The organism is Psychrobacillus sp. FSL H8-0483 (assembly GCF_038637725.1).
Taxonomy (GTDB): domain Bacteria; phylum Bacillota; class Bacilli; order Bacillales_A; family Planococcaceae; genus Psychrobacillus.
The window spans coordinates 3,446,514-3,459,555 of the sequence record NZ_CP152052.1 but is presented as its reverse complement, the minus strand read 5'-3'; the positions used below and the strand labels follow the sequence as shown (position 1 = coordinate 3,459,555).

The 13,042-nt window shown below is 34.5% G+C and carries 17 protein-coding genes; 11 read left to right on the top strand and 6 right to left on the bottom strand.

The features are described from left to right. The first annotated feature begins 11 nt into the window (after positions 1-11). From MHB48_RS16915 to MHB48_RS16900, 4 genes are all read left to right on the top strand, one after another. Positions 12-461: a GNAT family N-acetyltransferase gene (locus MHB48_RS16915; RefSeq protein ID WP_342599066.1), complete on the top strand. Its 450-nt coding sequence runs from the start codon at positions 12-14 to the stop codon at positions 459-461. A 394-nt stretch (positions 462-855) separates the two neighbouring features. After that, the gene (locus MHB48_RS16910) at positions 856-1,305 is read left to right on the top strand and encodes a DUF2269 family protein (RefSeq protein WP_342599065.1); all 450 of its coding nucleotides are present in this window, start codon (positions 856-858) and stop codon (positions 1,303-1,305) included. Positions 1,306-1,433: 128 nt separating this feature from the next. After that, a complete protein-coding gene (locus MHB48_RS16905) occupies positions 1,434-1,691 on the top strand; it encodes a hypothetical protein (RefSeq protein ID WP_342599064.1) in 258 nt (85 codons plus the stop codon). Positions 1,692-2,233: 542 nt separating this feature from the next. After that, entirely contained in the window at positions 2,234-2,560 is a 327-nt protein-coding gene (locus tag MHB48_RS16900) for a hypothetical protein (protein ID WP_342599063.1), read from the top strand. A 507-nt stretch (positions 2,561-3,067) separates the two neighbouring features. Here the strand turns inward: MHB48_RS16900 and MHB48_RS16895 are convergent. The 3 genes from MHB48_RS16895 to MHB48_RS16885 all read right to left on the bottom strand — a co-directional run bounded on the left by MHB48_RS16895 (position 3,068) and on the right by MHB48_RS16885 (position 4,849). Continuing rightward, complete coding sequence (locus tag MHB48_RS16895) at positions 3,068-3,289, bottom strand: helix-turn-helix transcriptional regulator (RefSeq protein WP_342599062.1); 222 nt, start codon at positions 3,287-3,289, stop codon at positions 3,068-3,070. Positions 3,290-3,299: 10 nt separating this feature from the next. Beyond that, the gene (locus tag MHB48_RS16890; protein ID WP_342599061.1) at positions 3,300-3,782 is read right to left on the bottom strand and encodes a DUF2975 domain-containing protein; all 483 of its coding nucleotides are present in this window, start codon (positions 3,780-3,782) and stop codon (positions 3,300-3,302) included. A 359-nt stretch (positions 3,783-4,141) separates the two neighbouring features. Then, on the bottom strand, positions 4,142-4,849 hold the full coding sequence (locus MHB48_RS16885) for a DNA alkylation repair protein (RefSeq protein ID WP_342599060.1): 708 nt from the start codon (positions 4,847-4,849) through the stop codon (positions 4,142-4,144). Positions 4,850-5,298: 449 nt separating this feature from the next. Here MHB48_RS16885 and MHB48_RS16880 point away from each other — a divergent pair, with 449 nt between their 5' ends. Beyond that, positions 5,299-6,012, top strand: a complete 714-nt coding sequence (locus tag MHB48_RS16880) for a hypothetical protein (protein ID WP_342599059.1) — start codon at positions 5,299-5,301, stop codon at positions 6,010-6,012. 244 nt (positions 6,013-6,256) lie between these two features. Beyond that, on the top strand, positions 6,257-6,523 hold the full coding sequence (locus MHB48_RS16875; protein ID WP_342599058.1) for a zinc ribbon domain-containing protein: 267 nt from the start codon (positions 6,257-6,259) through the stop codon (positions 6,521-6,523). A 154-nt stretch (positions 6,524-6,677) separates the two neighbouring features. Here the strand turns inward: MHB48_RS16875 and MHB48_RS16870 are convergent, their stop codons facing one another. Both MHB48_RS16870 and MHB48_RS16865 read right to left on the bottom strand, forming a co-directional pair. Further along, the gene (locus MHB48_RS16870) at positions 6,678-6,851 is read right to left on the bottom strand and encodes a DUF1540 domain-containing protein (RefSeq protein WP_342599057.1); all 174 of its coding nucleotides are present in this window, start codon (positions 6,849-6,851) and stop codon (positions 6,678-6,680) included. A 176-nt stretch (positions 6,852-7,027) separates the two neighbouring features. Beyond that, on the bottom strand, positions 7,028-8,692 hold the full coding sequence (locus MHB48_RS16865; protein WP_342599056.1) for a ribonuclease J: 1,665 nt from the start codon (positions 8,690-8,692) through the stop codon (positions 7,028-7,030). A 302-nt stretch (positions 8,693-8,994) separates the two neighbouring features. Between MHB48_RS16865 and MHB48_RS16860 the strand changes: the two genes are divergently transcribed. The 3 genes from MHB48_RS16860 (at position 8,995) to MHB48_RS16850 (ending at position 10,511) form a co-directional block, all read left to right on the top strand. Further along, a complete protein-coding gene (locus MHB48_RS16860; protein WP_342599055.1) occupies positions 8,995-9,384 on the top strand; it encodes a DUF1801 domain-containing protein in 390 nt (129 codons plus the stop codon). A 212-nt stretch (positions 9,385-9,596) separates the two neighbouring features. Then, positions 9,597-10,070, top strand: a complete 474-nt coding sequence (locus tag MHB48_RS16855) for an SRPBCC family protein (RefSeq protein WP_342599054.1) — start codon at positions 9,597-9,599, stop codon at positions 10,068-10,070. Between the two features lie 6 nt (positions 10,071-10,076). Beyond that, positions 10,077-10,511: an SRPBCC family protein gene (locus tag MHB48_RS16850; protein ID WP_342599053.1), complete on the top strand. Its 435-nt coding sequence runs from the start codon at positions 10,077-10,079 to the stop codon at positions 10,509-10,511. A gap of 75 nt (positions 10,512-10,586) precedes the next feature. Here the strand turns inward: MHB48_RS16850 and MHB48_RS16845 are convergent, their stop codons facing one another. After that, a complete protein-coding gene (locus tag MHB48_RS16845) occupies positions 10,587-10,880 on the bottom strand; it encodes a phospholipase (protein ID WP_342599052.1) in 294 nt (97 codons plus the stop codon). A gap of 295 nt (positions 10,881-11,175) precedes the next feature. On the opposite strand from MHB48_RS16845, the gene MHB48_RS16840 reads away from it, so the two are divergent. Then, entirely contained in the window at positions 11,176-11,856 is a 681-nt protein-coding gene (locus MHB48_RS16840; protein WP_342599051.1) for a TIGR02206 family membrane protein, read from the top strand. A gap of 115 nt (positions 11,857-11,971) precedes the next feature. Then, positions 11,972-12,874, top strand: a complete 903-nt coding sequence (locus MHB48_RS16835; RefSeq protein WP_342599050.1) for a GNAT family N-acetyltransferase — start codon at positions 11,972-11,974, stop codon at positions 12,872-12,874. The last annotated feature ends 168 nt before the right edge of the window (positions 12,875-13,042 follow it).

Sequence of the window (13,042 nt, the reverse complement as noted above, 5' to 3'; positions counted from 1 at the left end):
GAGGTATTGTAGTGAACCAACACAAAATGATAATTACTCAGTATAACCCCAAATACGCTGAACAAACAGTGGATATGTGGCGAGATAGTAAGGAACAGGCTATTGGTCAGAAAGAAATTCACAGCTTTGAAAATCACGTTTATTTTTTAAATCATATATTACCTGAACAGTTTCAAATAGACTTAGCGTTAATTGATGAAAAAGTAGCTGGAATGATTGCCTATAATGAAAGGGAAATAGGCCAACAATATATTCATATAGATTATCAAGGAATCGGTATAGGTCATACATTACTAGATAAAGTAAAAGCACAATCAAGTGGGAGATTAACATTATACACATTTGAAGTAAATGAAAATGCACAACGATTTTATGAAAAACATGGATTTGAAATCATAGGTAGAGGACATGAAAATGAAGAAAATTTACCTGATATTCAATATGAATGGATATCCAAATAAATGTTGTAATCGGGTACTTTTGTGATAAAAAAGCTAGAGTTCTTCTTCAACTACCATGAAAATAAATTTCTTCAAGAATAGAAAAATGACAACACTTAAGAAGACCCTGCTCAATCGTTAAAAAAAAGAGGCGTGTTTAGATGAAGAAGTCTATGCGGTGTACAACTAGTATTGACTCCTCTTAACCATTTCCATTCTCTGTGGTGTGCAATATTTTGTGCTGCATGGATGGCTAACGGGGGTTTTAGTTAGAGAACGTGGGGTTGTTTAGGCAGCTCTTTCTTCTTATTGTAGAGGACTATTTAATTTACCTGTCGAAATATAGAAATATAGATGGAAAGTAAAAAACGAATATATGAAGTGCTAGTGTACGGAGAAAGGGGAGAAGATAAAAATGGTTTATTTAGTGTTAATACATATTATTTCGGCAATTATTTTTGTTGGTAATATTATCACGGCTGCTTTTTGGAAACTAAAGGCGGAATTTTCTGGAGATGAAGCACATATCAACAAAACAGCAAAGAATATTATGGTTGCTGATTATGTGTTTACTTTACCCAGTATTATCTCTTTACTAATTTCTGGATTTTTATTAGCAATAAAAAGTAATTATTCCCTTGATGAAATAAACTGGTTAACAATTTCTTTAGCTTTATTTACAATTACAGGAGTGATATGGATTACTCTTTTGTTACCCCTGCAAAGAAAAATGATTAAATATAGCGGGGAAGAATTCAATAAAATTAATTATAAAAAAGTCTCTAGAACTTGGGATGTTATTGGGACAATATCAACGATAATTCCTATTCTTATTCTTTATTTAATGGTTGCCAAACCTTTTTAAAAATTTCACTCGGGTGCTTTACTTCAAGAAGGGAGTAAAGCCTTTTTCCTTACTGAGCTAACGCAGCAGGTTAGTTAAAAAAAGGTATCTTTTGAAGGTGACAGATTATCAGTGGGAGGTATAAAAAAATGGAAGAAAAAAAGTATGATATTTTAATGTTATTCCAAATAATTTTTGTAATCCTTGTTATATCAATTGGTATTTACGGTAAGGTTACGGAAAACTACAACTTACTACCATTGATGTTAATACTTTTGAGTGTAGCGTTACTTATAATGGGATTACGAGAATATAAAAGAACTCAGAGTTTATTGTGGGGTATCTTCTATTTATGCATTTCGTTATTAATTTTATTCTCTGTGGTTGAAGGCATTATGTTTAATTAAATAGAAGTAATATTAAACTAACTTGGTGCTTTACTTCAAGAAGGAGGTTTTCTAAAATAATATTAGTAATTTTTATAATACTAGCACTTGCAATTGTTTGTTTATCATTATCCTTAACTACAAGGAATAAGAAAAATAGAATAATAACTGGATTTGTCATGATATTATCGGTTTTAACCTATCCGTTATCTTTACCTTTGTTACACGAAACTAAGGTGCTTCAAGGATTAGACGGAACAGCAACTTTAATGCTTTTTTATTTTATAATATTGTTAGGTGGAATTATCACGATCATTGCGTCTTTTCACAAAAATGAAATTAAGTGAAAGTGATAAATAAAACTCTTAATAAACTAACGGAGTGCTTTAGTTGAACAAGACCATCTTTTGATGGTCTATTTTTATGCCCAAAATGTTGTACTTCTTAAACCAGATATTATGTACTCTTAATTTGTATGAGCGTATATCATTTATTTTGTTATGGCCAGCCCTAGTTCTAAGGAATGAAAAGTTCAAATATAAATTAAAGGGAGGCGATGAAAGGTGACAACGACAGAAACGGTATTTTTTAATGTCCCAGCAAATTTGTTTAAAGGGATTGAGGCAGTTGGTGGTAAGTTAAAGATAACAGAGGTTGAGCTTATTTTTACTCCACATAAAGTGAATATACAAAGTGCACCCGTGACAATCAACATTGGCGAGGTTATCAAAGTCCAAAAACGAAATACTATACTTTTTGTTCCTAACGGTATGTCCGTCACTGTAAAGGGTGGAAAAGAATATAAGTTTGTCGTGAACAAGCGGGGTAAATTGATCGATCATTTAAATCAAACAATAGGTGAAAAAAGGATGCAGCACCTATTGTTTTAGGTCAGAACGGCCATTTATGGCCATCCTCCGAGGGCAGCCTCTCGGCTTGTGTGCTATCTCAATAGAGACAAAGGGTTGAGGAATTTAGAATGACTACATCATTTCTGGTTTCTTTCTCAGAAATGGTTTATGGTTAGCTATCGGATTTATTTATGCGCTCATTACAACAAAAGGATTTAAAAAATCTCCACCAAGTTTTAAAGAGATATAGTTTGAATAAAATGATAAAAGTAAAAAAGCTCCAGAATCAGTTATTGTACCCGTTCAGTATTCTTTTAAAAATCGAAATTAAACACATAAAAAGAGCCCAAATTCGCATATGAATTGGGCTCTTTTAAATACCTACAAATCAAGATTCTTCAATGATTAACATCTACTTTTGTCATTGTTTTAACAGATGGCTAACGGGAGCTCAGTTGAATATAACTACTCAAATAAATGAAAATGTTCAACTTCTGGATTGGGTGTTTTTGTGCATCCATGGTAGTTGAAGAAATTTGTTGTCTATCATTCTTGAGTTTCTTCATCACTTTTGTATTCTAAAATATCTCCTGGCTGACATTCTAAAGCCTTACAAATTGACTCTAAAGTTGATAATCGAATCGCTTTTGCCTTTCCATTTTTCAATATAGAAAGGTTAGCCATTGTTATTCCAACCCTCTCCGAAAGTTCTGTTACGCTCATTTTCCTTTTAGCCAGCATCACATCAATATTGATTATTATCGCCATGTTATTCACCTCAGACCGTTAAATCATTTTCTGATTTTATATCAATTGCCTCTTTTAAAAGCTTTTGGAGAACGGCAGCAAAGACTGCAATTACAAGTGAAGCAAAGATGAGAACCATTCCGATTACTATAATACCTGGGGCGTCGTCCATCTCCGCTATGAGATAGAAGAGTGGCATGCCTAATACATACAAGATACTGATTGTGATTGCACAATATTTAATCGTCTTTAAAGCCCTTACGGATAAATCCGAGAAAGCTTTACTCTTGTCTATATAGCTTAATAGTTTAAAAGCTTGATACAGAGCAAAGTAAAAAGGTATCGACGCCGCATAAAAATCGATGAAAACGAGATATTTAATATAAGTAATATCTGGATACAATTCTGCTGCAAAATTTGCAATCTCAGGCACCAAAAATATACACAAAGCAAGAACGGGAATACCAATAAGAATAACAGCTATCTTTAAAAAAAGTGTTGTTCCTCGTTTCAAAAAAAGCACCTCACTTATTTATTGTTAATTTGACTTTAACACATATTTTATCGTTTTAAAATAAAATGTTATTGTATTTTATTGTATTATTATTGTTATATTTTTATCCTTTTCATTTTTAAAAAAGATAAAGAGCATTCATCATTACAAAGAAATGCTCTTTAACTTTAAACTATTCAATTTATAACTTGTTCATCTAACCTGCGCGTTAGCCATCCATGAAGCCCTGCTTCAACACAGAATGTGGAAGAAAATTACGTTCTTCCTTGGGAGTTAAGAATTTAAACAAAAATAGAGAAAATCCTTGTTGGGTTAATGCCCTGGATAAATGAAGATCATCGCGCAATGCAAGGCTAACTTTAGCATCTTACATGCTTGCGTTTAAAACCAATCCTTCCTTTATCGACTTCTTTTTGAATACTTTCGTAAGCATTTAGGAAACTGCTTTTTTTCTGGTCCCGTTTGACTTCGACTATTCCTATTGTCTTTGCAGTCTCGATTGCCTTTTCATGGAGCGGCAAATAGGAAGTCCCCACCGTGTATACAAAATTATTCATAGCGGATTTCGCTCGTTCTGGAGAATCATGAATCGCATTTTTCACCATATCAAGCATATCGGAAATATTACTTTCTGAAAATTCAACGTCTTTTCGATTCCCTAAAAGCCAACAGTAGCAACTCCAGCCCGCTGACATTCTCAGCTCTTCACCGCTTGCAATCCATTTATCAGCAACTTCTTGTGCAATGTCTGACTCTGATAAAGTGACGGCCACTACATAATCGGAAAGCATATAAAAATACGCTGCATCCATCCAGCGATCATAATCCGACTCCGTCATAGCTTTTGGGTCTGCAATAATGCCTGCAAAGTACATCGCATCGTAGTTCCCTGTGGCATACAGCTCTTCAGCTAATGGCTGATTTATTTTTATTTTTTTTACGATTGGTTTCATAGCACCTGTTGCTACACCAAAAAGCGGCTCATGTGCCCCATTGGACATGTACATTTTTTTAGATCGTTCCTTGCCAAGCACTTCAAGCTCCTGCATAACTATTTCTAAATTCATCGTTTAGCACATCCTTTTTTTGGAGTTTTTCCCCTAATATTTTGTCCGTCAAATATATCACCATTATCCTATAACAAACACCATTTGTCAGCAAAACTATTGTCTAAGTGCATGGGTGTTATGCAGGAATCAACTTAATGCATGTTGGCACTTTGGAGTGAGACAGATAAGCCATCACAAACGATGCGTGAGCTGTGGTGATGGCTTACCGCTCACCCCGCAGAAAGCGTCCGCCTATAGCGGAAATCAACTATACTTATTCCGTGTAAAATAAATATATATACCTTTAGTATTGTTCGTGTTTTTTCATGTAAATTGGAAATATGAAATTGATTCATTTAATAGATTTAAAAATAATATTGAGAATATAAATACAGGCCATCGAATAGTATCTCTTATATAAGTAAATAGATTTCTAGAGAGAATATTATCTACAAGGTGGAATGTAAATGAAAATATTACTCATATACCTATTAAGTGCTGTTTATTTCTTTTTATCATTTTCCTTGCAAACTATGCGAGCTATTGGTATTTATCTAATCATTTCAGTAGGTTTATTCTTCTGGGCTAATATGGAGTGGAAGCGTTCATTTGATAAAAGAAACGATGAAATTAGAAGGATAAGTGAAGAATGGTTGGAAGAAATTCCACATACTCAATTTATCTTATCCCCCAATTGTTTAAACTCCTTACTAATCAACGAAGTAACAAATATTCTTTATTTGGCTAAGAGAGAATCCCTGGAAGTAGAATTTGATATAGAAGACATTCCGTTCCAAAAAATACTAGAAGTTGCCATTGTAGAAGAGGAAAGTATTTTATCTTTATATCCCAAGGGTGGATTACTAGGAGATTCGTTAAAAGATAGGGATCTTGAGTATGAAGGTGATTCAGAAGAAGAGTTTGGCGAGGGAGAGGATGAAGATGAAGAGGACGATGAGGAAGAGGATGAAACTATAACAAAACTCAGTTTGAAAATACTAGTCGATGATTTAACAAATCCCATTATAGAATATGTTTTTATAGAAAACGAAGATTCCCTCGCTATAGACTCTGATGAATATATGGAAGCAATTAAACTATGTAATGATTGGTATCAAAAGTTAAGTATAATTATTAAAAGGTATGAACATGACAAAGTGCTAGTTAGAAAATGGCAATAAGTTGTTTTTGGTTAGAATTTCATCAAAGAGTCTCCTTACAGTATTTAATAAAGAATGACACTGTTAAAGGTCTCGTTTGGCTCAGAGGTGTCTGCGAGGATTCTACCACAAATTATATGCTGAAAAGACAACAGAAAATATAACAGTCCAAAAGAAAAAGGTTGTGGCATAAAAATTTGAATCAAAAATTGAAGAAATAGGAAATTTGTGCGAAACTATATTTTAAATGATAGGAGGAAATAATATGCAAAGTAATTATAAAAACTGTCAAAGTTGTGGAATGCCATTAAAGAGGGATGAAAAAGGGGCAGGAACTGAAGCTAATGGAAAGAATAGCATTATGTATTGTAGCCATTGTTATGAAAATGGGGAATTTACTTTGCCAAATTTTACAGTAGATGAGATGAAAGAAAGAGTAATGGATAAAATGACAGAGATGAAATTTCCTAAGTTTTTAGCGAAAATGTTTACAAGAAATATGCATAAACTAGAGAGATGGAAAGACTCATGATTTATTAGATCCAGGTTCTTAAAAAATTCTGTATTCAATGAGAACCTGGAATCCAACACAATACTACATACATATAATTTTTATTAGCAAAATAATTAGAGAACGAGAAGGAAGCCCATGCTTAGAGCTCATGAGCTTCTCCGGTTAGGCGAAATTAATGGAAGGAGTCTTCCTCTTTCTTTTCAAATGTTTTACAATCTGTTTCTTCACTAGTTGAGGCCTCTTTATTCATACGACTTGTTACTACATAAATTGCTGTTGCATCACATTTGTTTCCAGAGGCCCAATAAGAACAGTTGTTAACCTCACAAAGAACATCAGTAGCCATAAAATATCACACCTCCTTTTTACTAATGTGGACAATTCAGAGAAGATTGATACTAACAGTTTAGGAATTAGTATCATTTCTACATTAAGACAATGACTTTTTGGTTAATTCCTCTTGAAATTATGGATATATAAAACCCTCAGTTCCAATTCGTATACTACGTACGAATGTCTCGATTAGATTTCAATTATGATAGGAAGGATCATTGGTTTTTTCTTCGTTTGTTTAAATAAATATTGTCCCACTTCTTTTTTAATTGCTCTTTTCATGGCAAGAATATTTACTTCTTTAAAATTGTTAACGGTTGTTTTAGCTACGCTATTCAAGTTTCTTATGAGTTCCTGAGAATCCTTTGCATAGACGAACCCACGTGAAATAGTATCAGGTTCCGAAAACATTGTTCCATCTGTCTTACTAATCGTTAAGACAATCACCAGCATTCCATCTTCAGAAAGCTGTTTCCGGTCGCGTAACACAATTTCTCCAACTTCGTCACTACCCAAACCATCCACGTAAGTATCACCAGCCGGTATCTTTCTAGTTTGACGAGCTACCGCATTTTGAATATCAAGGACATCACCATTTTTAAGAATGAATGTGTTTTCTTTTGTTACGCCGACAGATTCTGCTAACAAACGGTGCTGATGAAGCATTCTATACTCCCCGTGGATAGGGATAAAATATTTCGGTTTCATTAATGTAAGCATGAGTTTTAAATCCTCTTGATACCCATGACCCGATACATGCATACCTGTTATGCTGGAAGATCCATAGATCACATTTGCATCCAATTGAAACAAGTTGTCTACGATACGTGAAACATCCTTCTCATTACCAGGTATCGGTGATGCTGCTAAAATAACTGTGTCTTCAGGTAAAATCTTTACATCCCGATTGTTCCCGCTCGACAAGCGAGAAAGTGCGGCTAAGGGTTCCCCTTGACTCCCTGTACATAAAATAACCACTCTTTCAGGAGGATATTGATTGACATCACGTGCATCGATCAGCATCCAATGTGGAACGTTTAAATACCCACGTTCTACAGCAACAGATACGACATTCACCATACTACGTCCAAGCAATGCAACCTTCCGATTTGTGATTAATGCTGCATCGACTACTTGTTGAACACGATTGATGTTAGAAGCAAAAGTTGAGATAAAGATTTTGCGCTTAGCCTTCTTGAACGCATCTTCAATATGCCCACCTACAAGTTGTTCTGATGGGGTAGAACCAGGGCGTTCGGCATTCGTACTTTCTGATATTAGCGCCAACACCCCCTGTGTACCAATTTCGGCCATTTTATGGATATCAGAATATTGATCGTTCACAGGTGTTAAATCGAATTTAAAGTCCCCAGTATGAACGACATTTCCTTCTGGTGTCTGAAATACTATCCCTAGACAATCGGGTATACTATGGCTAGTTTTGAAAAAGCTTACACCGATTTCACCAAAGTCCAAATTTGAATCAGAGTTGATTTCTACCAACTCTGTTTCCCTAAGAAGTTTATGCTCTTTTAATTTCAATTCAATTAATCCGAGTGTAAAACGAGTCGCATAAATAGGGACGTTCAATTTTTTCAAGAGATAGGGAATCCCTCCAATATGGTCTTCGTGTCCATGTGTAACAACTAGTCCTTTGATTTTTTCCTTATTTTCCTGTAAATAAGTAATGTCAGGGATAATCAAATCAATTCCTAATAAATCTTTATCTGCAAATTTAGCGCCGCAATCGATGATTACGATTTCGTTTGAATATTGAATGATATACATGTTTTTGCCGATTTCATTTATTCCACCTAAAGCAGAAATGGACAAATTATTCTCTTTCATGCTCAAAATTAATTCCTCCTATTTTCAATTCCTCATTTTTCTATTGCTGCTGAAATTGTTGAATATACTTTTTCCTCATTTGTTTCAACACTCACTAGTATAGCTACAAGCTTTTCACCCTATACAGAAACGCATTGATAATAAAAATGGTATGCGTTTATGTATAATCTAAGTGAGATGTTTTATTATGTAGGTAGAAATGAAGGATATAAATGACCGAAATAACCGTCAAACCTTATGTGGATCGTTCAACAGATCCAAATAGAAAAAAGTATTCAACGACAAAAAAGTTTAATAAAGGAGAAATCATGACAGAAAACAAAATCACTTTTACATCTATTGATGAATATATATCAACCTTTCCTCCTGAGGTACAGGAAATACTAAAAACGCTAAGAGCGGTTATTAAAGAGTCAGCACCAGATGCAGAAGAAAAGATAAGTTATCAGATGCCCGCTTTTGCTTTACATGGAAATCTGGTTTGTTTTGCTGGCTATAAAAATCATATAGGATTTTATCCAGGTGCTAATGGAATTGCTGTATATAAAGATAAATTAACTGGATATAAAGGAGCAAAAGGTTCAGTGCAGTTTCCTATAGGAAAGCCAATGCCTTATGAATTAATAAGCGAGATCGTTAAATTTAGAGTGGCTGAGAATATAAAGAAAGCAGAAGACAAAAAGAAAAAGAAGAAATGATTCTACTATAACTGTATATAATGATGTTTTGAAAAATCCGAGGGAAGTGACTGATTCACTTTCCTCGGGATTCTCATTTAGCATTTCGGATTACTTTTTAACTATATGGAACAATAAAAATCCTCTTTATTACAAATACAGAGGATTTTAAAATATACTTAAAATAGGAACGAAGAATGCTTGAACTTAATAATACATTGGAGGCGAAAAAAATGACTGATACAACATTTGTTTATGTTACTTACATCGCAACGACACCGGAAAAGCTGTGGGATGCTTTGACAAACAGCGATTTTACTGAAAAATACTTTTTCGGAAGTACAATTCAATCTGATTGGCAAGAAGGCTCAAGCATTACCTACTCGAGAAATGGACAAGTTACCGACCACGGAATAATAATCAAGTATGAGCCGCATCATTTACTTTCTTTCACCTGGAATATGTTTGGAGATGAAACGTCGAGAGAGCAGTCGTCGCGGGTCACTTTCCAATTAAAACCAATAGATTCGGCTGTGAAATTAATACTTAATCATGAATATTTGTCCCCAACCGACCTAGTGGATAAGGACGATACTTTTGTGGGATTTAATAATGGATGGCCAGCCATTCTTAGTAACTTGAAAACCTTGCTCGAAACTGGCAACACTTTACCGTCAATTGCAATAAACCAATTACAGGGGAGTTGATTTAGTATGAACAATCTTACAAAATTCAAAATATTAACGCCAGCTAGTGAAGTCTTTGAAGCATTCATAGACCCTTCGAAAATCGGGAACTTTTGGTTTTCATCCAGTTCTGAAAGATGGGAACAAGGAAAGACGATTACATTGAAATACGACGAATACAATGCAGTGGTGGATATAAAAGTAACTGAAATCGAAGTAAATGAGAAAATTATGTTCATATGGGGGTCATCTGAGGAAGAACATGTTGTAACAATTTCGATGAAAGAACTAGATGATAAGAGTACCATTGTAGAAGTGAAAGAAGAAGGGTTTAAAGAAAACGATGATGAGTTATTAAATATATTGGTAGACAATAAAGAAGGCTGGGTTTATATGTTGACCTGTTTAAAAGGTTATTTGGAATTTGGTATAACTACTCTGAGAGCAGGGATAGTGAAGTAACTTCATATTAATATTGGTTCCAGATTCTAATATAATTCCGATTTCCATGAGAACCTGGAACCAAACACTTTGTACCTACCACTTTCTAAAAGAGTTACATGTGAAAGTTGTTTGTACCTTCATATAATTATAGAGTAGACGAGCGTGTCTTCCTTTTTGTGTATATCTATTTATTTTGGGACGTAGTTGGCGGAGAAATTCACGATCACATTCACATAGATTTCTGCCTCTACTATAGCACTCGTCATGTGCTTTGCAGGCTGCATCTACATCATTTATAGGAGCACCAGGTCCACTACAACCAGGCCCGCACCAGTTATATCCTGGGAATATACAAAAGCGATTCCTACCATTTCGTCTCTGTTGCAAATTAAAAACCTCCCTTCCATCTATTAAAAGTTTCTATTATAAGTTATTCAGTAGTCCGAGATAATGTATAAACAGTTACCTATGAGTTTCTAATAAAGATTTCAAAGCAACTAATATAGTTTAGAAAAAAAGTTGAAGCTTCACAAAACTTAAAAATAGAAAAAGTAGTTGAACCGACCAAGACATTGGTTCCTCCAACTACTTCTTTTTGCATTAAACAAAAACAGAGGGATTTTGTAAAACGAGCACGAATAATAATAGAAGATGTGAATGTTGGAAAAGGGAGGGTGAGAAGGTGGAACCGTTGTTCGAGATGTTTTCAATGACACATTTCAGTACAATATTGGTGCTAGTCTGTTTAATCTTTTTGCTATATATGACACGAAAGAAATGGTCGATACAAATGGAGAAAATGCTGCTCATTGAACGCCTTTTTGCCCTGTCCTTATTATTGATGGAAGTCCTTTATCACGTTTGGCTTTTTCAAACTGATAGGTGGAATTGGGGCAATTCTCTACCACTAGAATTATGCAGTATTAGTTTAGTAATGACGATTGTCCTTTTGTATACGGGGAATAAGCATGTATATGATTTTGTCTTTTATGCAGGCATTGGAGGAGCCCTTCAAGCAGTAGCAACGCCAGTTTTAGATCTCAGCTTTCCTCATTTCAGGTACTTCCATTTTTTTTATACGCATTTCGGAATAATAATGACGGCCCTTTATTTTACGTGGATGAAAGGGTACCGTCCCACCTTTAAAGGAATCATTAAAACAATGGTTGCATTGAATGTACTGCTTCCGATTATTTATGGAGTAAATATTTTTTTTCAAGGGAATTATATGTTTTTACGTTCAAAACCGATAAATGGCAGTCTTCTTGATTTTTTAGGTCCATATCCATGGTACGTCCTATCTCTAGAAATCGTCGCATTCTTCATTTTCGTTTGTTTGTGGCTTCTTTTTAGAAAAAGGTAACGTTAGTATCTGGAATAGTTCTGTGCACGTTTGGATTTATCTGATACATAAAATAAGTTATAACCATAAGAACTGATATATTTATAAGAAGATTTAAATAAAGGGGAAAGTATAAATGAGAATTGAAAAGTTGAAACAGGATAGAGTTAATGAATTTCTTTCGTACTGCAAGAAGCATAAAATGGAACTGGATGATTCATTCTTGTATGAGGAAGATTTACAAAATTTTGAGCCGAATGATGAAAATCCTACTCATATTCTTACTAATCAGCAAGGAATTATTGTAGGAGCAGTATCGCTCATGATAGATGATTATAGTAAACGAGGAAAAAAGGCGCGTTTTAGAATATTCCATTCAGAAATGGATAATATCGAGTGCTATACAAGGATGATGGAAGCAATTTTAAAACATACAGAAGGACTTGAAAAAGTTTACTTGTTTGTTCCGTTTACAAATATAAAATTAGTAGAATTCATGGAAGGGTTAAAGTTCGAGGTGGAGAGATACTCCTTCGTGCTTGTCAGAGAGGAATTGGAGGTTCCTGCGTTCCGTTTACCGCCGGGCTATGATATTAGGCCTTTCCATTCGGGAAGCGATGAAGAAACTTGGTGCGAAGTAAGAAACGCTGGCTTTGCAAAACTTCAAGGAAGTGAAACGCCAATCACACCCGAAATGGTGCAAAAGATGATGACAAGTGAGGATCACATAGAAGGTGGTTCAATGATCTTGTATCATCAAAATCGTGCTGTGGGAGTCATAAGAGGTAGCGACGATGAGTACGAGAATTCACCAATCATGAATATAGGTCCAATTGCAATATTACCTGAATACCAAGGTCAAGGATTAGGAAGAAGTTTACTTAGAGCTTCCTTACAGTTTGCTAAGGAAAAATCTTATTCAAAGACGATACTTTGTGTAAACGCTGATAATGAGCGTGCAAAAGCGTTATATATACAAGAAGGATTTGAACAGGTTGAGGCGGTCACCTGTTATAAATATGAATTAAGTGAAGAATAGATTGCTAGCATCTACCTTTCATAAAGGCTGAGGTTATCATTATTACTCCATAAATGACTTTTCACTTGAAAGCTAAGGGAATAAGTATGAATCAGAGACCTATCTCTGGTTCTTTTTTTGTGTAAACTAGTATAATAGGTTTATTAGTCTGAAAAGTTAATCTATATA

Excerpts from the sequence above, each read along its gene's own strand:
- MHB48_RS16910 (WP_342599065.1), top strand. The coding sequence starts at position 856 with ATGGTTTATTTAGTGTTAATACATATTATTTCGGCAATTATTTTTGTT.
- MHB48_RS16850 (WP_342599053.1), top strand. The coding sequence starts at position 10,077 with ATGAACAATCTTACAAAATTCAAAATATTAACGCCAGCTAGTGAAGTC.
- MHB48_RS16885 (WP_342599060.1), bottom strand. The coding sequence starts at position 4,849 with ATGAATTTAGAAATAGTTATGCAGGAGCTTGAAGTGCTTGGCAAGGAA.
- MHB48_RS16905 (WP_342599064.1), top strand. The coding sequence starts at position 1,434 with ATGGAAGAAAAAAAGTATGATATTTTAATGTTATTCCAAATAATTTTT.
- MHB48_RS16860 (WP_342599055.1), top strand. The coding sequence starts at position 8,995 with ATGACAGAAAACAAAATCACTTTTACATCTATTGATGAATATATATCA.
- MHB48_RS16870 (WP_342599057.1), bottom strand. The coding sequence starts at position 6,851 with ATGGCTACTGATGTTCTTTGTGAGGTTAACAACTGTTCTTATTGGGCC.
- MHB48_RS16875 (WP_342599058.1), top strand. The coding sequence starts at position 6,257 with ATGCAAAGTAATTATAAAAACTGTCAAAGTTGTGGAATGCCATTAAAG.
- MHB48_RS16835 (WP_342599050.1), top strand. The coding sequence starts at position 11,972 with ATGAGAATTGAAAAGTTGAAACAGGATAGAGTTAATGAATTTCTTTCG.
- MHB48_RS16895 (WP_342599062.1), bottom strand. The coding sequence starts at position 3,289 with ATGGCGATAATAATCAATATTGATGTGATGCTGGCTAAAAGGAAAATG.
- MHB48_RS16855 (WP_342599054.1), top strand. The coding sequence starts at position 9,597 with ATGACTGATACAACATTTGTTTATGTTACTTACATCGCAACGACACCG.
- MHB48_RS16880 (WP_342599059.1), top strand. The coding sequence starts at position 5,299 with ATGAAAATATTACTCATATACCTATTAAGTGCTGTTTATTTCTTTTTA.